Source organism: Actinomycetospora straminea, assembly GCF_028737255.1.
In the GTDB taxonomy this organism is placed as follows: Bacteria; Actinomycetota; Actinomycetes; order Mycobacteriales; family Pseudonocardiaceae; genus Actinomycetospora; species Actinomycetospora straminea.
Genome location: NZ_JAQZAN010000011.1, coordinates 1 through 24440, shown reverse-complemented (window position 1 = coordinate 24440; position 24440 = coordinate 1). Strand labels below are relative to the sequence as shown.

Sequence of the window (24440 nt, the reverse complement as noted above, 5' to 3'; positions counted from 1 at the left end):
AACACCTCGGGTCAGGAACGCTCGGCGGAGGCGGCGAGGTGGGCGCGGAGGTCGGCGACGGTCGTGAAGACCCGGTAGCCGAGGTCGCGGAGGCGCTCGCGGGCCAGGTCGCGGACGTCGGGGGCGAGGAGCACCGGCGGCGCGAGGGCCCGACGGCTGATGCCGGTGGGCCACAGGGCCGCGGCGTCGGTGAGCACCCCGCCACCGCGGGGGTCGTGCACGCGCGCGTCGCGGCGTGGGGGCGGGAAGCCCTGGGCGGCGAGGTCGTCGACGAGGTCGTCGAGGGTCTCGGGCACCTCGGACGTCTCGGCCCCGATCACCGCGCGCCCCGAGCGTCCGCGCCGCGGCCGGTACTCGGTGTGGTCGGCGGGCGCGGACTCGACGACGGCGAGCGGCCCGGTCGGCGCCGACGGGGTGATGTCGGCGGCCGCCGCGGCCTCGAGCACCGGGGTGATCGCGCCCTCCGGGTCGCCCAGGTAGCGCGACTCGGCGATCCGGACGACGGGCCAGCCGCAGCGGCGCAGGTCGTGCTCGGCCTCGACGTCGGCGCGGGTGGCCGGGCGCCGCGTCTCGTCGCCGTCGCAGAGGACCGCCAGCCGCCCGCTCGCGCCGGTGACGACGAGGTCGAGCACCCGCCCGTGCACCTCCACCTGCGGGACGACCGCGAACCCCAGGTCCGAGAGGTCGGCGAACACCCGCTGCGCGAACAGACTGCCGAACGCCGGGTGCCGGCGCTCGCGGTCCACCTCGGCCGGCGCGGGGCGGTTCTCCGGCGCGCCCGCGGAGCCGTCGGGCGACCGCGCGGTGACGTGCTCGAGGAGCTTGCGGCGCAGGTCGGTCTCGGCGAGGTCCTCGGCGTGCACGGAGTGGAACAGCCACATCTGGTCGCGCGCCCGCGACGCGGCGACGTTGAACGCCTGCCGGTAGCGCTCGGCCGTGAGGGCCACGAGGCGGTGGCCGGGCGCGACGACCATCGAGAGCCACACGACGTCGCGCTCGTCGCCCTGGAAGTCCGCGGCCACGCCCACCCGCAGCCGCCGGCGCTCCCAGGTCTCGACGTCGAGCCGCTCGCGCAGCAGGCCCTCGATCAGCTCCACCTGCCCGTGGCCCTGGAGCACGACCACCCCGAACGTCGCGCCGGCGTAGGCCGGGTCGGCGGCGCAGCGCGCGACGGCGTCGACGAGCGCGGCGGCCTCGGCGTCGTTGGCCAGCGACGACCCCTGCCCGCGCACCGCCGCGTCGGGCACGAACGTCGCGCGCAGCGGGGGCAGGCGGTCGGCGCCGAACTGGCGCAGCGGCACCAGCGGCGCGTCCGCCTCGCCCGGCCCGGCGTAGAACTCGCGCGACGACCACCCGACGATCTCGGGCATCGACCGGAAGTGCTCGCGCAGCCGGATCGGCGGCCCGAACGTCGCCCGGAACACCGAGAAGACGCTGGCCCGCGGCGTGAACTGGCTGCGCAGGTAGAACGGCACCTCGGGCAGGTCGGTCTCCAGCCGCGCGAACGCGGGCTCGAGCGACCCGCCGCCGACGTCGGCGGGCGTGCACTGCCGGTCGTCGCCGACGACGATCACCCGCGGGGCGAGCCAGAGCAGGAACAGGCTGGTCAGGTCGGCCTGGCTGGCCTCGTCGACGATGACCACGTCGAAGGCGTCCGGACGCGGCTCGACGGCGGCGAGCACCTCGCGGATCGGCATCACCCACGCCGGCACGGCGTCGCGGGCGACCTCGACGGCCTCGCGGGCGGCCTCGCGGTACCGGTCGGCGTGGCGCCCGGTGCCGCGGCCCACCGCGGCGACCGAGGCGCGGTGGCTCTGCAGCGCGCGCATCTGCTCGGCGGTGATCCGGCCCAGGCACGCCCGCCATGCCTGCGCGGCCGCGAGCTTCCCGGTGGTGCGGGCGAGCTCGACGTCGAGGTCGGCGAGACGGTCGGGCGCGTCCTCGGCGGCCGCCCACCGTCGCGTCCGCGCGGCCGCCCGCGCGTAGGCCCAGGCGTGCTCGAGGCGATCCTCGCGGTCGGGCCACGGCTCGGCCGCGTGGGCCCGCAGCAGCGCGACGACCCCGGGCGCGGCCCGCTCGAGACGGTCGGCGAGCGCGTCGAGACGGCGCTGGTCGCGGGCCTCGGCGTGCGCGGACTCGACCGCCGCCACCGCCTCGGTGTACGCGTCGGCGTCGCGGCGGCGCAGGGCGTCGAGGACCGCGACGAGCTCGGGCGCCTGGCGCTCCGGCGGCACCCCGCCCTCGACGCGCTCGACCACCTCGTCGAGCTCGCCGCGCGCGAGCTCGGCGGCGCGGTGGTCGTCGACGTCGAGGGTGAGTGTCGCGAACACCCGCAGCCGGGCGAGCGAGTCGACCCGCGGGCGCTCGGCCGGCGGCAGCGCGGCGAGCAGGGCACGCACGGCGACCGCGGCCGTCAGCACCCGCCCGACGGCCAGGCACGTCGCGCGCAGCGTCAGGGCCTGCTCGACGAGCATCGCCCGGTGCTCCGCGCGGCGCAACGGACGCCCGAGGGGGCCGAAGCCCTCGGCGAGCCGGTCGGTGATCTCGAGGATGCGCAGGTGGTGGGCGATCGCGCTCGCCCCCGAGACGGTGGCGGGATCCGCGCCCTGCAGCCGGATGCCCGCCAGGTGGGGCTCGACGGCCTTCTGCTCGTCGGGCTTGAACAGGCGCCGCGTCGTGCCGCCGTCGGCGAGGAACGCGGCGAAGCGCTCGACCACCGGGGCCGCGGCGGCCACGTCCACCGCGTCGTCGACCCGGACCTGCGCCGGGCCGGCGCGGCGGTCGTGCTCGAGCAGGTCGTCGACGGCGCGCAGCCCGTCGGTCGCGCGGCCCCACAGGTGTCCGGCGCGCCCGGAGAGCACGGCGTCGGCGACCCCGTGCGCCCACTCGGCGTCGTCCCCCGTGTCGTCGAGCTCAGCGAGCGCGTCGGCCGCCCGCCGGCTGACCCCCGGCAGGTGCGCGGCCGCGTCCGGGGGCAGCCCGCCCAGCGCGGCCACCAGCGGCCCCACGTCGCCCGACGTCGCGTCGAGCCCGCGCAGGACGGTGGCCGCGAGGTCGGCGACGTGGTCCTCCGGCGGCAGCTCCACCGGCGGCGGCAGCACCTGGCGGGCCCGTTCGCGCCGCGCCGGCGTCTCGGTGGCGAGCAGCGTGCGCAGCGTCCGGAACTCGGCGACCGACAGCGGCGGCGACGGGGGCAGCTCGGTCTCGGGGTCGACGACCTCGGCCAGCCACCCGTCGCGCTCCCGAGCGCTCCGCAGGCGGCGGACGACCTCGGCGCGCGTGCCAGTCATGCCGGGGCCGAGGTCGCGCTGAATGGTGGTCTCGGCGGTGCGCTCGGCGACCAGCGCGTCCAGCGCGGCCTCCCGGTCCGCCCGCAGGGCGTCGCGACGCTCGGCGAGGTCGGCGACGGCGCGGTCGGCCTCGTCGGGGTCGAACTCGGTGCTGCGCGTGGCGAGCCCGGCGATGCCCGCGCCGAGGCCCGGGTCCTCGTCGGCATCGGCCAGCGAGACGCACAGGTCGCGCATCTCCGGGGGCAGCTTGTCGCGCAGCACCCGCAGCGCCTGGGCCTTCTCGCTGGTCACGAGGACGCGGCGGCCCTCGGCGAGCAGGGCGCAGAGGAGGTTCGCGATGGTGTGGGTCTTGCCGGTGCCCGGCGGCCCCTCGACGACGACGCCCGAGTCGCGGCCCAGCCGTCCGAGGATCCGGCCCTGCGCGGCGCCGACCGGCAGCGGGAAGAGCGGGTCGGTGACCGGGGGCTCGTCGTGGCCGGTGCGTGCGAGCCACGCGGCGCGGTCGGCCGGCTCGATGGCCGCGACGAGCTGGGCGAGGCCGACGGGCAGGGGACGTGTCTCGTCGGCTCCGGTGTCGGCGCCTGTGTCGGCTCCGGGGCCGGCGAGGTCCGCGACCATCGCGTCGTAGAAGGTGCGCAGCGCGGCGGCCCCGCGGCGGCGGGCGAGCAGGGCAGGCGCGGGCACGAGGGCGGTGCCGGGACCGGTCGGGCCGATCCAGTCGTCGCCGCGGGCGTGCTCGACGCGCAGGTGGCGGTCAGCCCAGCCGGCGAGGATCCCGACGAGGTCGGGGTCGAGCGGTGAGGGCGGCGCGTCCTGCTCGGCGGGCGCGGCGTCGTCGACGAGGCCGGTGCCGACGAGCAGCTCCTCGTCCTCCCAGCGCGTGGCGTCGCCGGCGAGTGTCACCACCATGGCGTTCGCGTCCGCGTCGCGCTCGATGCGCACCGGGCGGGTCAGCAGGTGCACGCGCACGTCGTGGTCGGGGGCGTGCAGCAGGCCGCCCGCGAGGACGAGCTCGACGGCCTCGGGCTGGTCGGCGGCGGCGCGCATGAGGTCGAACAGCGCGTCGAACGTCGCCCGCATCGCGCCCTCGGCGGGCGCGCGGAGGATCTCGTCGCCGGCCTCGCGGGGGCGGCGGACCGCGCCCTGGTCGGCGACCTCGACCAGCGGGAGCGCGCCGACGTGGTGACGGGTGTGGCGCACCGGCCGCGCCCGCGCGAGCGCCACCCGCCGCAGGACCCCGACGAAGCGCTGGACGCGGTCGCGCAGGGCGGGGTCGTGCTCGGGGAGGTCCTGCGGGCTCGCGGCGGCGCCGACCGGCTCCTGCGGCACGCCCACGACCACGCTGCTCCTCCCTCCTCGAGGTGCTCCCCCGACGGCCCAGCGTCGCATCCTGCCCCGGTGACGGGGCGCCTGCCCTGCCGTCGGGGCGGATCGGTCGGCGATGGAACCGTGCAGGTCCCGGCTGCGTCGAACCCGGGTGACGAGACGGTCGACGGCACGGCGACGGCACGGGCAGGGAGGGTGGATGGGCACGGCGGACGACCCGCGGGGGGCCGCGCGGTTCGTGGCGGGGCTCGCGGCGGCGGGCGGTCGGGGCGAGGACGCGGTGGCCGTGCTGCGGGCGCGGTACGGGACGTCGCGCACGCTGCTGGCGGGCGCGGAGCTGGCGCTGCTCGACGCCGCCGACGCGCTGCACGCCCGCGGGTGGGGCGCGCGCGACGTCACCGAGGTGGTGCGCCGGCGGCTCCCGGCGGCGCGCGTGGTGCTCGCCGTCGACGTCCTGGGCGCCGCCGCGGCCCGGCGGCCCCGCGGGGAGGCGGACCTCGCGGAGCTGGACGCCGAGCCGCCGGCGCGGGACGTGCCGCTGGTGGGGCAGTGGAGCTCGGTGCGCGGGCTCGACCCCGACGACGCGCTGGCCGCGGCGGTCTCTCTGGTCGGGCTCCTGCGCTCGCTGCCGACGCTGCCCCGGCTCGGGGAGGAGGAACGCGCGCCCGCGGGGGTCGACGCGCGGGTCCTGGCGCGGGTGCGGGGGCTGCTGGCCAAGGCGGAGTCCACCGAGTACCCCGAGGAGGCCGAGGCGCTCTCGGCGAAGGCCCAGGAGCTGATGGGGCGCCACGCCCTCGAGCAGGCGCTGGTCGCCGGGCCGGCGACGTCGGCGCCCCGGGCCGCCGCGCGGCGCCTGTGGCTCGACGCGCCCTACGCCAACGCGAAGTCGAGCCTCGTGCACCAGGTGGCGGCGGCCAACCGGTGCCGGGCGGTGAGCCTGCCGTCGCTCGACATGGTCACGGTCGTCGGGCACGCCGCGGACCTCGCGACCGTGGAGCTGCTGGTCACCTCGCTGCTGGTCCAGGCCGACCGCGCGATGCTCGCGGCGCACGACGGGTCGGTGCCCCGGTCGCGGACGCGGTCGTTCCGCCACGCCTTCCTGCTCGCCTACGCCACGCGCATCGGCGAGCGTCTCACCGCCGCCGCCCACGAGGCACAGGCGCACGCGCGCGCCGAGCTGGGCGAGGGCCTGCTGCCGGTGCTCGCGGCGCGGGCGGAGGTCGTCGAGCAGACGGTCGGCGAGCTGTTCCCGCGGCTGACCCGGCGGCGCTTCAGCGTCGGCAACGGCGACGGCTGGGCCGCCGGGCGCGCCGCCGCCGACGCCGCGAGCCTGACACCGGGGCGCGAGGCGCTCGCCGATCGGCAGGGGTGAGGATGCACGAGTGCCCGGCAACCGCGAGCGACGCGCCGCCAAGCAGCGACGGCGTGACGCCAAGCGGGGCCACGCGCCCGCGGAGGCCGCGCGGCCCGAGGACCCGGGCCTGCCGCCGGAGTCGTTGCAGGCGCTGCTGCGACGTGCCGCGGCGGACCTCGCCGGCGGCGACGAGGGCGCGCTCACCGAGCTGCGCCACGTCCTGGCCGAGCACCTCGCGCGCCGCCGGGAGCGGGTGCTGGCCGCGTGCGACGCGGTCACCGCCGAGGTGAGCGTGCCGTCGGGCCTCGACGACGCCGCGGGACTCGGTGCGGCTCTCGCGCGCGGGGGGACGGTGTCGGCGTGGGCCGAGCGCGCCGGCGCGCGCACCGAGGAGGCGGCGGTCGCGACGGTGCGCGTGCTCGCGGGCGTGCGCTCGGCCGAACCATTGACCTGAACGATGGTCGAGGTTCTACCGTCGGTCCCATGACCGAGACCGACCAGACCGTCCCGCTCGCGGTGGTGATCGGGAGCGTCCGCGCCGGTCGCTTCGGTCCCGTCGTGGCGCAGTGGTTCGCCGAGCGGGCGCGACGACGGGCCGGGCGTCCCCCGTTCTCCGTGGACGTCGTCGACCTGCTCGAGACCGGACCCGACACCGGGTTCGCCGAGCGCATCGACGCCGCCGACGCCGTCGTCATCGTGACCCCGGAGTACAACCACAGCTTCCCGGGCCCGCTGAAGACCGCCCTCGACGCGACCGGCGGCGAGTGGCGCGCCAAGCCCGTCGGGTTCGTCGCCTACGGCGGGCTGTCGGGTGGGCTCCGGGCGGTGGAGCAGCTGCGGCCCGTGCTCGCCGAGCTGCACGCGGTGGGGCTGCGCGACACCGTCAGCTTCCACGGCGCGTCCGGGGCGTTCGACGGCGCGGGACGGCCCCGCGAGGACGCCGCCGACGCCGCCGCGACGGTGCTGCTCGACGCCCTCGCGTGGTGGGCGCCGACGCTGCGCCGCGCCCGCGACGAGCAGGCCGCGGGGGTCTGACGTGAGCGACCACTCCGCACCCCGTCCGTACCCCGGCCAGGAGCTCACGGTCGGCGAGGTCGCCGAGCGTTCCGGCGTCGCGGTGTCCGCGCTGCACTTCTACGAGCGCGAGGGCCTGATCCACAGCCGGCGGACGCCCGGCAACCAGCGACGCTTCCGCCGCGAGGTGCTGCGGCGGCTGTCGTTCATCCGCATCGCCCAGCGCGTCGGCATCCCGCTCGCGGAGATCCGCTCGGCGCTCGACTCGTTGCCCGACGGGCGCACGCCGACCCGCCAGGACTGGGAGACGCTCTCGGCGCAGTGGCGCTCCGAGCTCGACGACCGGATCCGCCGGCTCCAGCAGCTGCGCGACGACTTCACCGGCTGCATCGGCTGCGGGTGCCTCTCGCTCGACCGCTGCGGGCTGGTGAACCCGCACGACCGGCTCAGCGCCGAGGGCCCGGGGCCGCGACGGCTGGCGGGCTAGAGGATCCGCACCCGTCCCGGCGGCGGCGCGGGGACGGCGTCGGGGTTCAGCGCGTGCGCGATCGCCTCGATCCCGTCGACCAGCCGCGGGCCGGCCCGCACCACGTAGGACGCGGAGTCGACGGCCACGAGCGGCACGCCCGGGAGCCGCTCGCGCACGACCTCCGCCTGGGCGACCGCGTCGTCGAGCCCGAAGCCGCAGGGCGCGACGAGGACGAGGTCGGGCGGGTCGTCGGCGATCTCCTCCCAGGTCGTCGCGACGCTGCGCCCGCCGTCGATCCCGGCGAGCGGCTCGCCGCCCGCGCAGCGGACCATCGCCGGCACCCAGTGCCCGGGCAGGAACGGCGGGTCGACCCACTCGACGGCGAGCACCCGGGGCCGCGGGCGGTCGGCGAGGGCGGTCTGCACGGTGGCCAGGCGCCGGCGCAGGTCGTCGACGAGCGCCTGTCCGGCCTCGGGTGTGCCGGCCGCCGCGGCGACCTGGGTGACGGCGTGGAGCACGTCGTCGAGCGTGTGCGGATCGACGGTGAGGACCCGGGCGTCGATCGCCAGCTCGCCGAGCGCCTCGGACACCGTGGCCTCGGGCAGCGCGCAGACCCGGCACAGGTCCTGGGTCAGCACGAGGTCCGGGGCGGCGGCGCGCAGGGCCTCGCGGTCCAGCACGTACTGCGGCAGCCCCGCGGCGGCGCGCTCGCGGACCACCGCGTCGATCTCCCCGGGCGTCAGCCCGGCCGGCAGCGCGGTGTCGACGACGACCGGCCGCCGCTCGCGGATGCCGGCCGGCTCGTCGCACTCGAAGGTCACGGCGACCAGGTCGTCGGCGAGCCCGAGCGCGCCCACGATCTCCGTGGCCGCGGGCAGCAGCGACGCGATCCGCACGCGCCCGAGCCTATGTGACGACGGGCTGCTCAGCTCCCCACCGATGAACACCACCAGCGTCGGCCAGCTGGGGACGGTTCACATCGATGCCTGTGAACACCATGTGCAGTTCCGGCATCGGTGCGGTGGCCGGCGAAACGTCGACCGCGGGTGAAAGTTCGACGGTGTCGACCGATTTCTCTGCGCCCGCGAGAAAGAAGTCGATATGCCGCCGGTAGCTCTCATCGGAGAGCCAGAACGCCAGATCACCTTCGTATGGGAGGACCTCCCCGATGACCCCTCTTCGCAGTATCGCGACCTCGTCCGCCCCTGAGTCCGCCCACCCCAGTTCGACCAGACTGCACAACATCCCTTCAGAGGGAGTGTTCCGATAGCGGCGAACCCGCATCTTGACGTTCTTCGCCGGGCCCCGACGTGCGACGCGACAGCCTGGAGGGGCTACGGGAACCAGACAACCGGGCCGGACGACCCGACGGCCACCGAAGACGATCGACAGCGTCCGCTCACCGATGTCGATCCGTGCCGATCTGACCTGGTCAGCGCCCGCGATGGGCGCCACGGAGAGCACTCGCCCCACCACAGGCGCCCTGGGCATGGCCGAAGCGTAGACCCTGACGCCACCACCACGACCACGACTCCCCCTCGACCGGTTCAGACCGTGACCTTCGCGCTCCGCCACGCCGACTCAAAGGCGACGCGCGCCCGTTCCCGTCGGTCCTTGCTCATGGCCATATCGGCATTTGACTCGCGGTTAGGGCGGATCGCGTATCCGATCCACCCTTCGTTGCTGATATAGCTCTCCAACTGCTCGTACAGTGCGGGCTCTTCGGCCGAGAACGACACCACATCGATCTCGAGCAGACAAACGCCGACCATCACCGGCACGGTCGTCAGCCGAAAGTTGCACAACGCCGCGACGTCGTCGCCACCGGCTCGGGCGATGAGCATCTCCCGCAGCGTAGACTGAGAGTCCGACCCCTCCTCGGCAGAGGCGAGAAAGCGGTAAGCGCAGTTCCTCGCCAGATTGCTCGCGACCTGCTCCAGGAACGCGCCTGCAGCCGCCGTACCGTCGGGGAGCGTGACCACGTCGAAGTCCAAGTCGGGGCTCAGAACGTCGACGCCTCGGGCGTAACGCTCGAGCCGGAGGAGCTCGTCGTCCTGCAACAGCCCCTCCCTCGAGGCGTTCGGCGTCTCAGCGAGCTCACGGGCAACGTCGTCCACCCGGTCGGCGAGGACGCGAGTGATCCGCCGGACGATCGCGGCATGGCGACTCGTCCGCGCCCGAGCGTCGGCCAGTGCGTGCTCGATCATGGCCGGAACAGGCCCAGTATCCACCGAGGGCGCCTCGCGCTGGCCGAACACGAGGTAGTCGAGGCTGACATCGAAGAAGGTCGCGAGGGAGACGAGCTTCTCGAAGCTGGGCCTGCTCTGGTCCCGCAGGTACTGCGAGAGCGCCGAGGAACTGACGCCGACTGAATCGAGAATCTTCTGTCGATTCCTACTGTAGCCCTGGCGCTCGATCAGCGAGCCGAGCACGGCGCCCAACTTCACCGTGCGTCGGTCGACTTGAGTCATCGGACCTCCCCCGAGATTCTCACGATCATTTGTCGTCCGATCATCAAGCTGAACTACTCGCAGGTTGGAGTTCAGCTTCACCTTGACACTTGACCCGACAGTAGGAACCGTCATCCTCAAGGCTGACGCCAAGTCGTAACGGACCACCGAAACCCGGGGTCGGCGAGTGCGGCGTCGTCGGGGGTGCTGATCGTGGTGCTCGTTGCCTGGCTCGTTCTCCTCATCGGGGTTCTCCTCGGCGCCCTCGCCGGCGCGACGGTCTGCTTCAAGGTCCTGCGGGACGAGATGCTCGGTCGGGTGCGGCCGCAGATGGACGTCATGGAACTCAAGGTCGACAACCTTCGGACAGAAGTCGGCTTCCTCGCCGACAACCAGGACGCGCTGCGTCGCGAGATTGGCCCTGGTGGTGCGGGCCTGAACGCCGGCTGAGGTCCACCAACGCGCCCGACCTTATGTGAGCACTTTCCACGGCTATAGCCGTGGAAAGTGCTCACATAGACCGGTTAGCCCAGGAGTGGGCGGGGGTCGAAGACCGCGCGGATGGTCTGCGCGCGGCCGTCGACGACATGGGCCCAGTTGACGGTGAGCAGCGGGGCGTCGGTCGCGGTGGTGTGCAGGTCGTAGACGGTGAGCACGTCGGGCCCGTCGACGAAGACGTGCCGGACCTGCACGTCGGTCACGATCGACAGCAGCCCGTGCAGGCTCGCGACGTTGTCCTCGAGGCCCTCGACGTGGCCCATCGGCCCGTCGAAGACGACGTCGTCGGCGAGGACGTCGCGCAGCGACTCGGCGTCGTGGCGGCGCCAGCCGTCGAAATAGGCGGTCATGGTGTCGGCGGGGGTGCGCATGGCTCCAGCGTCGGACGCCGCGTCCCAGAAGTCGAAGAGCTGCTCGAACTCCCTGCTACAACTGCGGCTTATGGATCTGCACCAGCTGCGCTACCTCGTCGCCGTCGCCGAGGAGGGCGGGTTCACGCGGGCCGCGGCGCGCGAGCACGTTGCCCAGCCCGGCATCAGCGCGCAGATCGCGCGGCTGGAGCGCGAGCTCGGGCAGGTGCTGTTCGACCGGTCCGCGCGCGGGGTGCGGCTCACGCCGGCCGGGGAGGCCGTGCTGCCCCACGCGCGGGCGGCGCTGGCGGCGGTCACCGGCGTCCGCGACACCGCCGACGAGCTCGCCGGCCTCGTCCGTGGCCGCGTCGCCGTGGGCATGGTGCGCGGGGGCGGCGTCGTCGACCTCCCCGGCCTGCTCGGCGCCTTCCACCGCGACCACCCGGGCGTCGCGATCCGGCTGGTCGAGGACGCCACCGACGCCCTGCTCGACGGCCTGCGCCGCCACGACCTCGACCTCGCCTGGGTCGGGCGCCACGGCGACCCGCCCGCCGACCTCGCCGTCGACGTCGTGCTCGACGTGCCGCTCGTCGCGGCCTTCCCGCCCGCGGAGGCCCCGGCCCAGGTGACGATGGCCGAGCTCGCCGCCCACACCGTCGTCGCCCTGCCCGTCGGCGCGGGCGTGCGCGCGGCGCTCGACCGGGCCGCCGCCGACGCCGGCGTCGCGCTCCACCCGGCGCTGGAGGCGGGCTCGCCGCCGGTGCTCGCCGACCTCGCCGCGCAGGGTCTCGGGGTCGCCGTGGTCCCCGCGCCCGCGCTCGCCGGCCGGGACGACGTGCGCGCGGTGCCGATCGCCCCCGAGGTGCGTGCCGCCATCGACCTCGCCCGCCGCCGCGACGCGCCGCTGAGCCCGGCCGCGCGCGCCCTGCTCGACCGTGCCCGGGCCGCGATCGCCTGACGCACCCGACCAGGACAATCGCCACCGTGGACCTCGTGCTCGGTGTCCGGCTGTTCGTGCGCGGCGCCGTGACGGTGCTGCGCACGCCGCGCCTGCTGCTGCTCGGCGCGATCCCCGCGCTGATCGTGTCGGTGCTCTACGTCGGGGCGCTGGCGACGCTGGTCGTCTGGCTCCCGGACCTCGCGGCGGCGCTGACCCCGTTCGCCGACGGCTGGTCGGAGACGGGGCGGTCGCTGACGCGGATCGCGGCGGGCGCGGCGATCGTGGCCGCCGCCGGGGCGGTCGCCGTCGTCACCTTCGTCGCCGTGACCCTCGCGGTCGGCGGCCCCTTCTACGAGCGCCTGGCCGAGATCGTCGACGACGAGGTCGGCGCGGTGCCCGCGGTCCGGGAGACGTCGTGGGTGGGGTCGGTGGCACGCGGGGCGCGCGACGGCCTGCTGCTCGTCGCGCTGTCGGTGCTCGCCGCGATCCCGCTGTTCCTGCTGGGCCTGGTGCCGGTCGTCGGTCCGGTCCTCGGGCCCGCCGCCGCCGCGCTCGTCGGCGGACGCCTGCTGATGATCGAGCTGACGGCCCCGGCGCTGCAGCGTCGCGGGCTCGACTTCCGTGCGCGGCGTCGTCTCCTGCGCACGCGGAGGGCCGCGACCTGGGGCGTCGGCGTCCCGACCTACCTGCTCGCGGCGATCCCGTTCGTCGCGATCCTCGCCATCCCCGCCGCGTCGGCCGCCGCGACGCTGCTCGCGCGGGAGCTGCGCGGGGAGCCGATCGCTCAGGCGTAGGCGGTCCAGTCGGGCATCGGCGTGCCGCGCAGGGAGGCCCCGAGCCGGTCGAGGTACCAGCGCCAGCCCGCGTCGACGTCGGCCGACGTCTGGCCGTCGACGAGGCGCTGTGCGAAGACGAGGACGGCGCCGGAGCCGTGCGGCTCGACGGTGAGGTCGAGGTACCAGGACTGGTCGCCGTCCGCGGGGAACTCGACCGCGAGGTGGCGGGGCTCCTCGCAGGCGAGGATGCGCACGTCGGTCGGCGCGTCGACCTCGCCGCCCGCGTCGACCTCGCCGGTCATGGTGAACGAGACGGTGCCGCCGACGCGCGGCTCGCCCGTCCAGGTGCCGATCCAGCGCCCGAGCCGCTCGGACTCGGTGATCGCGGCCCAGACGTCCTCGACGGGGTCGGGGTACTCGCGGCGCCAGATCGCCGTCGTCGTGCCCTCGGGATCGGTGCGGACCTCAGCCGGCGGCGTGGTCATCGGTGTCTCCCCTCTCGGTGGTCCGGCGGGCGCGCCGGCCGCGGTGCATCTCGGTGTCGAGGGCGTCGAGCCGGCTCGCGGGGCCACCGAGCGCGGGCAGCGGGCGGAACCGCCCCAGCCACGCGTCGAGCTCGGCCAGCGGGCGGCGATCGAGCGCGTAGATCCGGTGCTGGCCCGCGACCCGCGAGGTCACGAGCCCCGCCTCGCGCAGCACGCGCAGGTGGCGGCTGATCGCGGGCCGACTCACGGGGAAGTCGGCGGCGATCTCGCCCGCCCCGACCTCCCCGTCGGCCAGCCGCTCGACGATGGCCCGGCGGACCGGGTCGGCGAGGGCCTCGAGCGGGAGCACGAGAACATGTAACCACGGCTTTCATTAACCGTCCAGCTACATGTCGGTCATCGACGTACCGATACGGACGTCGAGTGTCAGCGACGGCACTTCGGTGACACGTCAGAGCAGGGTCGGCTGCTCGTCGGCGTCGTCGCCCTCGGCCACGGTGACCGCCGGGGCGTAGCGGGCGGCGGCCGGCAGCACGCGCAGGGAGCCCTCGGCCTCCTTCGCGACCAGCCGCATCGCCTCGAGCAGCCCCACCACGTCGGCGGCGAAGCGCTCGCCGTCGGCGATGGCCGCCTTCGACCAGTACCGGCCGTACTCGCCGACCAGCTCCGCGAGCACCTCGCGCACCGAGGGCCACGGGATCGGCTCCGGGTCCTCGGCCGGCCGGAACTGGTAGATCAGCTCGCTGACCAGCAACAACGCCGCGTGCGCGACCGTGCCGCTGCCGGGGAACGCGACGTCGGAGCAGCCGCCGTCGACGTCGAGCGCGGCGAACCCCTCGGCCCGCGCCTCCACGACGAGCCCGGTGCGCGCCTCGATCCGCCGGGCCTCGTCGCCGGCGTGGCGGCGGAGCTCGGCGGAGCGCGCGGGCTCGAGGTCGTCGGCGAGCACCACCGGGTCCTCGACGAGCCGCCGCCGCGCCGCCGTCGGCACCGACCCGCGCGCCCGGGCCCGGGCGAGCAGGTCCTCGGCCGACTCGGCCCCGACGACCGCGCCGGTCGGCAGCAGCGCCATCCGGTCGTTGCGCACCTCGAGCAGCGCGTCGGCGTCCGCGTCGTGCTCGTAGAGCCCCACCCCGCGGTCGAGCTCGCGGACCATCCCGTGCGCGATCAGCCACCGCAGCGCCGTCACCAGCGCCCGCCGCGACGCCGCGTCGGTGTCCACGACGATCCCCGCCTCGGCGGCCGCCGAGTGCACGGCGTTGACCAGGTCGCGCAGGCTCGTGCGGTCGGGGCCCGACGTCGTCGCCGCGAGCACCAGCGCGAGCGCGGTGTACTCGGCCGGCGTGAACGCACGCGGCGTCGTCGCGATCGTGCGCAACGGCCGGTCGGTCGGCACGTGCCCGACCTTGACCAGCCGCGCCGTGTCGGCCGTGACGACGAGCCGGTAGTTGAGCTCCTGGGTGAACCACGCGTCCAGCGCGTCGGCGTGGCGGCGGACGAGCGCGACGACCTCGGGGTCCTGCTCGGCCGTGCGCCACGGCCGGGCGAGCAGCGCCCGCGTCGCGGTGACGAGCTCGCCGTCGCGCTGGGGGTCGCTCCGGGCCGCGGTCACGGCGCCGGCTCCACGGTCAGGGTCAGGTCGCGGACGCGCAGGGCGCCGGCGTGGGTGGGGACGGTCACCGACGCCCCGGGCGCGCGCTCGACCGTGCAGCGGACACCGTCGAGGACGACGGTGCCCGACGACGCCGCGGGCCCGAGGTCGGCGACCGCGCGGGCGAGCACGCGCTGGAGCTCGCGCAGGGCCGGCTCGGACAGGCGCGCGGTGAAGCCCTCGGCGCCGGTCTCGAGCAGTTCCGCCCGGGCCGCCGCGGCCCGCTTCTCGGCTTCCGCGCGGCGCGCCAGCAGGTGGCGACGCTCCTGGCTGCGGTCCTGCACGCGGCTGGTGCGCCCGCGGCTGGTGGCGTCGCCGCGCTCGCGCAGGCTGATCGGCACCTGCGCGGTCGGCGCGTCCCACCACGACACCGACGCGTCGACGGGGTCGGTGTCGTCGCCGCCCGCGCCACCGAGGTGCCGGGCGCCCGAAAGCCCGAACGCCGCCGCGGCGAGCTCGTGGATCGCCGACGGAGCGGAACGGTCGAAGAACAGCGCGAGCCGCAGGTAGTCCGCCCGGCGCGAAGCCCCCGCGGTCCCGGTGCGGGAGAGCCGCGTGAGGTTCTGGGTCAGGGTGCGGACGGCGTCGACGGCGTCGCGCTCGAGCGTCTGCACCCGGCTCGGGCGCCCGAGCGAGGACACGAACCACGACGCGAGGTTCTCCCAGTCCGCCTCGCTCGCGCCCGGCTCGCGGCGGATGCGCACCGACGAGAGCCCTGCCGCCGCGACCCGCGCCGCCAGCCCGTCCGCCGCGCGCTCGACGATCACCGGCACCCGCGGCAGCACCGTCTCCAGCAGCGCCGCCAGCGGGCGGGCGCGGCGGCGCAGGGCCTCGAGCCGCTCGCCGACGTAGCCGACGAGCACCTCGGAGAAGAACGCGAACTCGTCCTCGTCGAGGTCGAAGCGCGACTGCCACTGGTTGATCGCGGCGAAGAACTGCGTGATCTCCGCGGAGAACGCCACGTGCGGGTCGAACACGGCGCGCACGGCCTCGGCGAGACGGTCCGGCGGGGCGGTCGCGGGGTCGAGCGCGGCGACGGCCTCGAGCCCCGCCCGCACCTGGTCGAGGCGGCCCAGCGACACGTCGCGCACGTCGTCGACCTGCGCGAGCACGCCCTCGACGAGGTCGTGCACCTCCTGCCCGACCCGCGTGATCAGGTAGCGGTTGCGGCGCCGGTAGTAGTCCTCGACCGTGCCGACCTGGCCCACCGACGCCGACACCTCGAGGTTGCCCCAGCCGCGCAGGGCCTCCAGCCGCGCGGTCACGGTCGCCTCGTCGAGATCCGTGTCCGCCTCGGAGAGCCGCGCCGTCACCTCGGCCGGCGTGAGCTCCGCGAAGAACGTGCCGGCGAACACCGCGAGGATCGCCCGGTACTCCGGCGACTCGGTGACGTAGGCGAAGACCGAGGTCCGCACCCCCGTCACGCCGTGACCTCCAGGGCGGACCCGTCCCACCGGTAGTGCACCAGCGCGATCGCGCGCAGCTCCGGGTCGCGCAGCACCTCGGTGATCGCCAACGCCGGCACGGTCGGGTGCGTGCCCCACAGCCGCTCGGAGGTGACGACGAAGTCGACGTCGAGGTCCACGAGCAGCCCGAAGAGCTTGGCGTGGTTGTCCTCGGACACCTTCGCGAACGCGTCGTCGAGCAGCACGAGCCGCGGCGCGCCGACCCCGTGCGGGTCGTGCGCCGCGGCGCTGGCGGCGGCCGCCGCGGCCATCGGCAGCACCGTGACCAGCTTCTTCTCGCCCTCCGACAGCGTCGTGCGGCGCGTGAGCAGCTCGTCGCTGCGCCCGGGCCGGCGCAGGTAGAGGCGCATCTCGTGCCAGGTCCGGTAGTCGAGGACCTCGCCGATGACGCTGCGGTACGACGCCTCCGGGTCCCGCGCGCGGGCCTGCTCGACGAGCGTCTTCACCGCCTCGCGGACCTGGTCGTCCTCCTCGGGCGAGCGCCGGTCGGGGTGCTTGCCGAGCAGGTCCAGCGCGGTCGCGGTGTCGGGGTCGAGGTCGCCGCGGGCGCGCCAGTCGAGGCGCACGCCGATGCCCTGGCTGGAGGTGACGCCCCGGAGGATGCGGTTCATCCGGTCGACGAGCTCGCGCGCGGCGAACAGGGCGTCGGCGACCTCGCGGGCGATCCGGCCGTGCAGCAGGTTGCGCAGCGCCTGGTCCTGCTGCGCCGAGAGCAGGCTCGTCGCCCGCCGGCGCTGCACCGCGACCCGGTGCACCATCTGCGCGAGCACCGCCCGCGACGGCCCGCTGACGTGCACCGCGAGCGGCATGCCGTCGCGACCGTCACCGCCCCGACGGCTCTCGACGTCCCAGCCGCTGGCGAGCTCGTCGCGCGCGGCCCGCAGCGCCTTGTCCAGCGCGTCCTCGCCGACCGCCCGCCGCGGGGCGGGCAGCCGCTCGCGCAGGGCCGCGACCAGCTCCTCGGCGCCCTCGACGGTGTCGGCGACCGAGGGCAGGGGCTCGGGGCCGGTCTCCTCGTCGGTGTCCTCGGCGGGAGCAGCCGATCGCTCCGCCGCCTGCAGCAGCCCGGGCACCGCCGCCGCGTCGACCAGCCGCGCCCGCGCCGACCGCGCCGCGCGCTGCTTCTCGTCGAGGCCCCGGCGGGTCTCCTCGAGCGTCATCTCGGCCTTCGACACCGCGACGGCGGCCGCGGTCTGCTCCTCGCGGGCCTCCTCGAGGCGCGCGGCGATCGTGCGCAGGCGCTCGTCGAGCTCGCCCACACGGGCCGCGACCTTGGCCGGCTCCTCGCCGAGCGACTCCTCGATCGTCGTCAGTTCGGTGCGCACCGACGACGCGCGTCCCGCGGCCTCCCGGTGCTCGCCGACGGCGGTCGCGTGGTCGGCGGCGTCGCGCTCCCACGCGGCGATCGCCTCACGCCAGGCGCGGGCGGTGCGGGCGACGCGGTCGCGGGCGGCGTCGACGGCGGCGAGCGCGCGCTCGGCGTCGGACACCGCCTCGAGCAGGCCGTCGAGGCGGTCGGGGTCGGTGGGCACGCCGGCCTCGGACGCGGCGCGCGACAGGGCCGCCCACGCGTCGTCGGCCCGGCGGCGGGCGTCGCCCGCGGTGGCGGCGAGCTCGCGGTGGCGGTCCTGCGCGCCCTCGGCGAAACGGACCGCGCCGGTCGCGGCGGCCACCGCGTCGTCCACCCCGCGCGTCCCGGGGAGCTCGGCGACGAGCCGGCGCAGGCCCTCGGCGTGCCCGTCGAGGGCGTCGGCGACGGTGCCCGCCGCGTCCCGGTGACCCTGGGCGTCGGTGATCGCCGCGGTCAGCTCGGCGAGCCGGCGCTCCCGCGCCTGGGCCCGGGCGCCGGCGCCGACGTGCTCGGCCGCCGCCTTCGCGTGGCGGCCCCGCAGCGGGCCGGCGGCGAAGGTCCCGTCCGTGGCCACCCGCACCGCGCCCGCGGACGTCCCGACGGCCGCGAGCACGGACGCCACGACCTCGACCGGCACGGTCTTGGTGTCCACGGGCACGAGCAGGGTGTCGAGCGCCGGCCCCGCGACCGGGTCGGCCGCACCGACGACGAGGTCGCCCCCGCGCAGCGTCCCGTCCCCGTCGACGTGCGCGGTGAGCAGCCCCGACGCCTCGAGCGCCGCCTCGAGCCCGGCGCGCTCGGTGTCGTCGAGGTGCTCGCGGAAGTCGACGAGCGCCGCCAGCAGGGCGCCGTCGGGGGCCTCGTCGTCGCTGCGCCAGGAGGCACGGGGCAGGGGCAGCTCGCCGGCGTCCTCGACCCGGGCGTGCTCGGCGAGCAGGTCGGCGAGCGTGGCGTCGAGGTCGGCGACGGTCGTGCGCCCGCGGTCACGGGCCCGGTCCAGCGTGCTCGTGACGTCGTCGGCGACCTGGCGGGCTCCCGAGCGGCGGCGCTCGGCGGCGCGGCGCAGGTCGTCGTCGGGCCCGTCGACCTCGGACGAGGGCAGGCCGAGCCACCCCGGCGCGCCCCCGGGCTCGGCGGCCGGCACGGCGGCGACGTGCTCGGTCAGGCGCCGGGTCCAGCCGGCGACCGCCTCGGCGTGCTCGTCCGCCGCGGCCCGGGCGGCGCGGCGGGCGGTGGCGGCCTGCTCCTCGGCGGCCCCGCGCGCGGCGAGCGCCTCCCTGGCGGCGGTGTCGGTGGCGTCGGCGACCTCGGTGGCGCGCCGGGCGCCGCGGGCGTGCTCGGCGACCGCCCGCACCGTCGTGCGGTGGGCGCGCAGGGCGTCGGCGACGGGCGTCAGCTCCAGGTCCGCGGCCGGGTCGTCGTCCTCGACCGGCACCTCGACCGTGGTCTCGCCGGCCTCGTCGCGGCGGGGCTCGGTGGCCGGGGCCGGCGGGTCGGGGAGCCGGCCGGCGATGCCCGGCGCCGACGCCTCGCGGGCCGCGTCACCGACCGCGCGCAGGTGCTCGGCCACCCCGGCGAGATCGGAGTCGAGCTGGCCCCGCGCCGCGCCCACCGCGGCGGCCGCCGCGACCACCCGCTCGCGGGCCCGGGCGCGGTGGCCGTCGAGGGTGGCGACGTGCGCGTCGGCGCGGGCGACCTCGTCGCGGCGGCGCACGAGGTCGGCGTGCGCGGTGTACTCGGGCAGCGCCGCGAGCCCGGCGCGCTCGGCGGTGGCCTCGGCGTGCTCGTCGGCGAGGTCGCCGGTCGCCCGGGTCGCCGCCTCCTGCGCGGCGGTGGCCTTGTCGACCCCGGCCCGGTCGCGGTCGACGCGACGCGCGGCGGAGCGGGCGATGTCGAGCGCGGACGCCACCGCCTCGACCTCGGTCATCAGCACGCGGCGGGCGTAGTCGGTGTAGGTCTCGACGGCGCCGTCGAGCGCCTCGGCGGTGCGGGCGAGGTCGGTGACGTTGCGGCGGTGGTCCTCGAGGTCCTCGAGCGGCTGCGCGGCGTCGTGCACCGCGTCCTCGGGCACCGGCGGCAGCGCCTCGCGCAGCGTGCGCGGCAGGTCGGCGTCGATGCGGTCGCCGACGCGCGGGTTGCGGACCTGGTGCAGCAGCCGGAAGTACGCGCCCGGGTCGACGCCGCCGAAGAAGCGGCGGGCGATCTCGGCGCGGTACTCCCCGGTCGACGTGAAGACCTGCCCGCGCGTGCCGAGCTCGGCGCGCAGCGCGTCGACCGAGAACGGGACGTCGGCCTCGGTGAGCCGCAGGTCGATGCGCACCCGGCGGTCGGTGGAGAACCACCAGGTCGCGACGCGGTCGGTGCTGCGGTTGGCGCGGATGCCGCACCCGACCGTCCGGTACTCCCCCGCGCGCTCGAACTCGATCCACAGGTAGCCGGTGCGCTGGGTGTCGTCGTGGTCCGACAGCATCCAGCTGCGCAGGACCCCGCGCTGCTCGCCCGCCGCGTCGATCTTGCGGACGTCGGCCTCGAGCAGGAACGGCAGCAGCATGTTCATCGCCGTCGACTTGCCCGACCCGTTGACCCCGCGCAGGAGCAGGCGGCCGTCGCCGAACTCCAGCACCTCGTCCTGGTACTGGTAGACGTTCAGGATGCCGGCGCGGGAGGGCTTCCAGCGCTGCTGATCGTCGGCAGGCACTCGACGGAGGGTACGGAGCACATTCCTGGGGCGGGGGTTCAGGTGCCCGCCAGCCAGTCGGGGTCCCCGAGGGCCGCGAGCGTCTCGCGGGGCGCGTCGACGAAGCGGGGGTCGGCCGACGCGCCCCGGGTCCAGGTCAGGGCGCGGGCGACGACGGCGGCGCGGCAGGCGACCCGGCTCAGGTGGACCAGCCGGTCGCGCGGCGCCACGTCCGTGAAGACCTCGAGGTACGCGTCGCGAGGCCGGGTGACGGCGACGTCGTCCGTCGTGACCTGCAGCCGGCGTCGCAGCGACCCCAGCGCCACGAGCAGGCTCGCGAAGGGGTGGGCGAGGACGGCGTCGCCCCAGTCGGCGAAGCGGCCGTCGGCGAGGACGTTGCCGGCGTGCAGGTCCTGGTGGTCGAGGCTGGACGGGACGGTGCCGGCGAGCTCGTCGGCCCAGGCCCGGACCTCGGCCGTGCGGTCGGGACCGCCGATCGTCGCGACGGCCTCGGCGTACCGCGCGGGCAGGGCCGGCGGGGTGGCGTCGGGCACGCCGAGCGCGGCCATCGCGGCGAGGTGGGGGGCGAGGCGGCGCTGGAGGTCGGCGTAGCGGGGCAGGGCCGCGGTCAGGGCGGCCGACGGGTCGGAGCCGTCGTCGCGGACGCTCGGGCCCGTGTCGGGCAGGAGCAGGCGGTGGCGCTCGACGTCGACGGCGAGCGGGGTCGCGACGGCGTCGGGGGCGACGCGGGCGAGCAGCGCGTGCAGCCCGACCTCGGCCGCCATGCCCGTCACCGGCTCCTTGAGCCACACCGGACCGTCGGCCGTCGGCACGCGCAGCACCGTCGACCAGGCGCGGTGGCGCTGGGTCACCTCGCCGACGGGCCGGAGCCCGGTGACGTCGGCGATCCACGCGAGCACCTCGTCGCGCCAGCCGGGCGTCCCGCGCTCCTGCACCGTGCCCACCGAGCCCATCGTGCCCGGGCTACCGTGCCGGGTGTGCTCGTCGTGCTGCCGCCGTCGGAGACCAAGGCCCCCGGCGGGCGCGGCCGCCCGCTCGACCTCGACGCGCTGTCGTTCCCGTCTCTCAACCCGACGCGCAAGGTGCTGGTGGACGAGCTGGTGGCGCTGGCCGCCGACGTCCCGGCCTCCCGGGCGGCGCTGGACGTCTCGGAGCGCCAGGACGACGAGATCGCCCGCAACGCCGCGCTGTGGACCTCGCCGACCACGCCCGCGCTGCGCCGCTACACCGGTGTGCTCTACGACGCGCTCGACGCCGCCTCCCTGACGCCGGCGGCGCGGCGGCGGCTCGTGATCTGCTCGGCGCTGTTCGGGCTGGTCGGGGCCACCGACCCGATCCCCGCCTACCGGCTCTCGGGCGGCAGCGCGCTGCCGGGACGTGAGGGGCTGCGGGTGACCTGGCGGCCCGAGCTGATGCCGCTGCTGGCCGGGCAGGACGACCTGGTCGTCGACCTGCGGTCGGGCCCCTACGCAGCGCTGGGCCCGGCGAAGGGCGCCGTGACGCTGGACGTGCACAGCGAGGCCGCCGACGGCTCGCGGACGGTGGTCAGCCACGCGAACAAGTCGCACAAGGGCCACGCCGCCCGGCTCCTCGCCTCCTCCCGCCGCCGCCCGAAGGACGCGGGCGGCGTGCTCGCGCTCCTGCGCGACGCCGGCCTGCGCGTGGAGCAGGCCGCGGAGCACGCGCTCGTCCTCGTCGTCCCGCGCTGATAGCTCTTCGTGACCCAATCGCGACCGTTGCTCACTCCAACGGGTGAGTGTTCTGCTCCTGGTTAACGACCTCTCGGGTCCTTTCGAAGCTCTCCGTACACGATGCTCCAGCCAAGTGGGCGTTGCCGGGGGGTCAACCAGATGTCCGTCGCCACACCGATCACGCCACGGTCCACGCGGCACGCCGCCGGGGACCGGCCGCCGATGCACAGCGGCCGTCGCCTGGCCGACATGCTGCGGCTCTCCGACGCGATCGGCACACCGGTGTCACCCCCGGCCACCGCCGGCGAGCCGCGGGTCACGGTGCTGATCCCGGCGCACGACGAGCAGGAGGCGCTGCCGGCCGCGCTCGCCTCGTTGCGCTGGCAGGCGCACCGACCCGCCCGCGTCGTGGTGGTCGCCGACAACTGCACCGACGCGACCGTGACGGTCGCCGCGGAGCTCGGCGCCGAGGTGCTCGTCACCCGGGGCAACCGCGACAAGAAGGCCGGTGCGCTGAACCAGGCGCTGGCGTCCGTGCTCCCCGACCTCGCCGACGACGAGCTGGTCATGGTCATGGACGCGGACTCGATGATCGTGCCGGGGTTCCTGGCCGCGGCGACGGCGCACCTGCGCCGCGACGAGGGCGCCGGGGCGATCGGCGGGGTCTTCTACGGCGAGGCCGGCGGCGGCCTGATCGGGGCGCTGCAGCGCAACGAGTACGCCCGCTACGCCCGCGAGGTGGCCCGCAAGAAGGGCCGGGCCGTCGTCCTCACCGGGACCGCCACCGTCTTCCGCGTCCCCGTCCTGCGGGCGGTCGCGGACGCGCGCGGCACGGAGCTCCCCGGCGAGCACGGGACGATCTACGACACCCTCGCCCTCACCGAGGACAACGAGATCACGCTCGCGGTCAAGAGCCTGGGGTGGCGCACCGTCTCGCCCCGCTCGTGCGGCGTCCTGACCGAGATCATGCCCAGCTGGCCCGCGCTGTGGAAGCAGCGCATGCGGTGGCAGCGCGGCGCGCTCGACAACCTCCGCCACTACGGGATCACCCGCGTGACCGTCCCCTACATCGCGAAGCAGACCGCGATGTACCTCGGGATCGCGGCGGTCGTCCTGTTCCTCACGGCGACCGTGGTCTTCGGCCTCCTGGGGTGGCTCGGCCTGCCGTCCGGGGTGTGGTGGGCGCTCCCGGCGCTGTTCGTCACCGAGCGCGTCTGGACGGTGCGACGCCAGGGCTGGACCGCCATGGCCCTCGCCGCCCCCATCGTCCTCGAGTTCGCCTACGACCTCGTCCACCAAGGCATCTACCTGGTCGCCGCCCTCCACGCGCTCACGGGCCGCGTCGCCGTCTGGCACCACGCCGACGCCGGCACCGGCTGACCACGCGCCGCCGTCCCCTCCGTCCCGTTCCGTCCCATCCCGCGGTACGCGCACGCGTGCCGCGACCCGAGAGGAGTCCCTCATGTACGGAAAGCTCGGCACCACCGCCGTCGCCGCCGGCGCGCCCGCGGGCGTCCTGGCCTACACCGGCCTGCCGCTGCTGTGGTTGGTCGTCTCCGCGATGACCCTCATCGCGGCCGGCTTCGCCCTCCTGCGTCTCGTGCCCCGTGCCGAGCGGTGACACCGCCGTGGCCGGCCCGGCCCGCGCGACCGGTCGACGGGACGGTGCCCACCGCGTGATCCGTGGTCTCGCGGAGGTCCTGCTGACGCTCGGGGTCGTCCTCGTGCTCTACGTCGTCCACGAGCTCTACGGGACCGCCGTGACGGCCCGGTCGGCGCAGGCCTCGGCGTCCGCGGCGCTGGACGACGCCTGGCGTGCCCCGGTGGCCGCGCCACCGGTGGTGGGGGAGCCCATCGCCCGGCTCCGCATCCCGGCCTTCGGACCCGACTGGTCGTACGCGGTCGTCGAGGGCACCGACCGTCCGGAGCTCGCGGCCGGGGTCGGCCACTACGCGGGGACGCCGCTGCCCGGGCAGCCGGGCAACGTCGGGCTGGCGGGCCACCGCGTGACCCACGGCGCGCCGTTCGACGGTCTCGGGACGCTCCGGTCGTGCGACGCCGTCGTCGTGGAGACGCGGGACGCGCGGCTGACCTACCGCGTGCTCCCCCTGGCCTCCGAGGTCCGGGCCTGGCCACGGGAACGGGCACGACGTGCGGAGTGCGCCGACGTCGCCGCGCCGGAGGGCGTCTACGCCGGGCTGACGGGTCGCGAGGTGGTCCGGCCGACGGAGACCAGCGTCCTGGACACGGTGCCCGGCCGTCCGGCCGAGGCCCCGGCGTCGCCGCAGCGCCTCCTCACGCTGACGACCTGTCACCCGCGGTTCTCCGCGCGCGAGCGCCTCGTCGTCCACGCCGTCCTCACCGAGACGGCACCGAGATCGGGTCGGGAGGAGAGCTGATGTACGCGTGGTTGTGGCGGCGGCTGCCCGGGCCGGTCGCCGTGCGGGTCCTCCAGCTCCTCGTCCTCGCCGTGGCGGTCGTCGCCGCCCTGTTCGGCGTGGTCTTCCCGTGGGTCGACCTCGCGCTGGGACTCGACGGCGTCTCGGTCGGCTGACCGTCCGCCGGGCCCCGCTAGCTGTACTCGGCCGTCACGTTGGTGACAGGCGGCTGGTGGGTGGTCGGTTGGCGCAG

At 76.2% G+C, this 24440-nt stretch carries 23 protein-coding genes; 12 read left to right on the top strand and 11 right to left on the bottom strand.

What is annotated here, in order from left to right; genetic code table 11:
* Window positions 1-11 precede the first annotated feature (11 nt).
* On the bottom strand, window positions 12-4625 hold the full coding sequence (locus PH190_RS15815; RefSeq protein ID WP_274232491.1) for an AAA domain-containing protein: 4614 nt from the start codon (window positions 4623-4625) through the stop codon (window positions 12-14).
* Window positions 4626-4815: 190 nt separating this feature from the next.
* On the opposite strand from PH190_RS15815, the gene PH190_RS15810 reads away from it, so the two are divergent.
* The 4 genes from PH190_RS15810 to soxR are packed head-to-tail and all read left to right on the top strand — an operon-like array spanning window position 4816 to window position 7471.
* Window positions 4816-5988, top strand: a complete 1173-nt coding sequence (locus tag PH190_RS15810; RefSeq protein WP_274232490.1) for a DUF2786 domain-containing protein — start codon at window positions 4816-4818, stop codon at window positions 5986-5988.
* A 10-nt stretch (window positions 5989-5998) separates the two neighbouring features.
* Window positions 5999-6424, top strand: coding sequence for a hypothetical protein (locus PH190_RS15805; RefSeq protein ID WP_274232489.1), 426 nt, complete (start codon window positions 5999-6001; stop codon window positions 6422-6424).
* Window positions 6425-6453: 29 nt separating this feature from the next.
* Window positions 6454-7005 (top strand): NADPH-dependent FMN reductase, encoded by a 552-nt coding sequence (locus PH190_RS15800; RefSeq protein WP_274232488.1) that lies wholly within the window; start codon window positions 6454-6456, stop codon window positions 7003-7005.
* Window position 7006: 1 nt separating this feature from the next.
* Window positions 7007-7471, top strand: coding sequence for a redox-sensitive transcriptional activator SoxR (soxR, locus tag PH190_RS15795; RefSeq protein ID WP_274232487.1), 465 nt, complete (start codon window positions 7007-7009; stop codon window positions 7469-7471).
* Here soxR and PH190_RS15790 read toward each other — a convergent pair.
* From PH190_RS15790 to PH190_RS15780, 3 genes are all read right to left on the bottom strand, one after another.
* Window positions 7468-8349 carry an ABC transporter substrate-binding protein gene (locus PH190_RS15790; protein ID WP_274232486.1) on the bottom strand — a complete coding sequence of 294 codons (882 nt, stop codon included), beginning with the start codon at window positions 8347-8349 and terminating at the stop codon, window positions 7468-7470. The two genes, soxR and PH190_RS15790, sit on opposite strands and share 4 nt — an antisense overlap.
* 10 nt (window positions 8350-8359) lie before the next feature.
* Window positions 8360-8917 (bottom strand): hypothetical protein, encoded by a 558-nt coding sequence (locus PH190_RS15785; RefSeq protein WP_274232485.1) that lies wholly within the window; start codon window positions 8915-8917, stop codon window positions 8360-8362.
* Window positions 8918-9000: 83 nt separating this feature from the next.
* Window positions 9001-10005, bottom strand: coding sequence for a helix-turn-helix domain-containing protein (locus PH190_RS15780; protein ID WP_274232484.1), 1005 nt, complete (start codon window positions 10003-10005; stop codon window positions 9001-9003).
* A 102-nt stretch (window positions 10006-10107) separates the two neighbouring features.
* Here PH190_RS15780 and PH190_RS15775 point away from each other — a divergent pair, with 102 nt between their 5' ends.
* A complete protein-coding gene (locus PH190_RS15775; protein WP_274232483.1) occupies window positions 10108-10353 on the top strand; it encodes a hypothetical protein in 246 nt (81 codons plus the stop codon).
* A 74-nt stretch (window positions 10354-10427) separates the two neighbouring features.
* On the opposite strand, the gene PH190_RS15770 is transcribed toward PH190_RS15775, so the two are convergent.
* Complete coding sequence (locus PH190_RS15770) at window positions 10428-10772, bottom strand: nuclear transport factor 2 family protein (RefSeq protein WP_274232482.1); 345 nt, start codon at window positions 10770-10772, stop codon at window positions 10428-10430.
* A 70-nt stretch (window positions 10773-10842) separates the two neighbouring features.
* On the opposite strand from PH190_RS15770, the gene PH190_RS15765 reads away from it, so the two are divergent.
* Together PH190_RS15765 and PH190_RS15760 are read left to right on the top strand one after the other, a co-directional pair.
* Complete coding sequence (locus tag PH190_RS15765; RefSeq protein WP_274232655.1) at window positions 10843-11709, top strand: LysR family transcriptional regulator; 867 nt, start codon at window positions 10843-10845, stop codon at window positions 11707-11709.
* Between the two features lie 26 nt (window positions 11710-11735).
* Window positions 11736-12485 (top strand): EI24 domain-containing protein, encoded by a 750-nt coding sequence (locus PH190_RS15760; RefSeq protein ID WP_274232481.1) that lies wholly within the window; start codon window positions 11736-11738, stop codon window positions 12483-12485.
* Here PH190_RS15760 and PH190_RS15755 read toward each other — a convergent pair.
* From PH190_RS15755 to PH190_RS15730, 6 genes are all read right to left on the bottom strand, one after another.
* Window positions 12476-12952, bottom strand: coding sequence for an SRPBCC domain-containing protein (locus tag PH190_RS15755; RefSeq protein WP_274232480.1), 477 nt, complete (start codon window positions 12950-12952; stop codon window positions 12476-12478). The two genes, PH190_RS15760 and PH190_RS15755, sit on opposite strands and share 10 nt — an antisense overlap.
* Window positions 12933-13301: an ArsR/SmtB family transcription factor gene (locus tag PH190_RS15750; RefSeq protein WP_274232479.1), complete on the bottom strand. Its 369-nt coding sequence runs from the start codon at window positions 13299-13301 to the stop codon at window positions 12933-12935. The genes PH190_RS15755 and PH190_RS15750 overlap by 20 nt, the downstream gene beginning before the upstream one ends.
* 102 nt (window positions 13302-13403) lie before the next feature.
* Window positions 13404-14564: a TIGR02678 family protein gene (locus PH190_RS15745; RefSeq protein WP_274232478.1), complete on the bottom strand. Its 1161-nt coding sequence runs from the start codon at window positions 14562-14564 to the stop codon at window positions 13404-13406.
* Window positions 14561-16027 (bottom strand): TIGR02677 family protein, encoded by a 1467-nt coding sequence (locus tag PH190_RS15740; protein ID WP_274232477.1) that lies wholly within the window; start codon window positions 16025-16027, stop codon window positions 14561-14563. The genes PH190_RS15745 and PH190_RS15740 overlap by 4 nt, the downstream gene beginning before the upstream one ends.
* Window positions 16024-20118, bottom strand: coding sequence for a TIGR02680 family protein (locus tag PH190_RS15735; RefSeq protein ID WP_274232476.1), 4095 nt, complete (start codon window positions 20116-20118; stop codon window positions 16024-16026). Before PH190_RS15735 ends, PH190_RS15740 begins: the two co-directional genes overlap by 4 nt.
* Before the next feature lie 38 nt (window positions 20119-20156).
* A complete protein-coding gene (locus tag PH190_RS15730; RefSeq protein ID WP_274232475.1) occupies window positions 20157-21062 on the bottom strand; it encodes an aminoglycoside phosphotransferase family protein in 906 nt (301 codons plus the stop codon).
* 33 nt (window positions 21063-21095) lie between these two features.
* Between PH190_RS15730 and yaaA the strand changes: the two genes are divergently transcribed.
* The 5 genes from yaaA to PH190_RS15705 all read left to right on the top strand — a co-directional run bounded on the left by yaaA (window position 21096) and on the right by PH190_RS15705 (window position 24363).
* The gene (gene yaaA / locus PH190_RS15725; protein ID WP_274232474.1) at window positions 21096-21827 is read left to right on the top strand and encodes a peroxide stress protein YaaA; all 732 of its coding nucleotides are present in this window, start codon (window positions 21096-21098) and stop codon (window positions 21825-21827) included.
* 204 nt (window positions 21828-22031) lie between these two features.
* Window positions 22032-23189 (top strand): glycosyltransferase family 2 protein, encoded by a 1158-nt coding sequence (locus tag PH190_RS15720; protein ID WP_274232473.1) that lies wholly within the window; start codon window positions 22032-22034, stop codon window positions 23187-23189.
* 82 nt (window positions 23190-23271) lie between these two features.
* Window positions 23272-23430: a hypothetical protein gene (locus PH190_RS15715; RefSeq protein ID WP_274232472.1), complete on the top strand. Its 159-nt coding sequence runs from the start codon at window positions 23272-23274 to the stop codon at window positions 23428-23430.
* Window positions 23431-23485: 55 nt separating this feature from the next.
* Window positions 23486-24208, top strand: a complete 723-nt coding sequence (locus tag PH190_RS15710; RefSeq protein WP_274232471.1) for a class E sortase — start codon at window positions 23486-23488, stop codon at window positions 24206-24208.
* On the top strand, window positions 24208-24363 hold the full coding sequence (locus PH190_RS15705; protein WP_274232470.1) for a hypothetical protein: 156 nt from the start codon (window positions 24208-24210) through the stop codon (window positions 24361-24363). The genes PH190_RS15710 and PH190_RS15705 overlap by 1 nt, the downstream gene beginning before the upstream one ends.
* Window positions 24364-24440 lie beyond the last annotated feature (77 nt).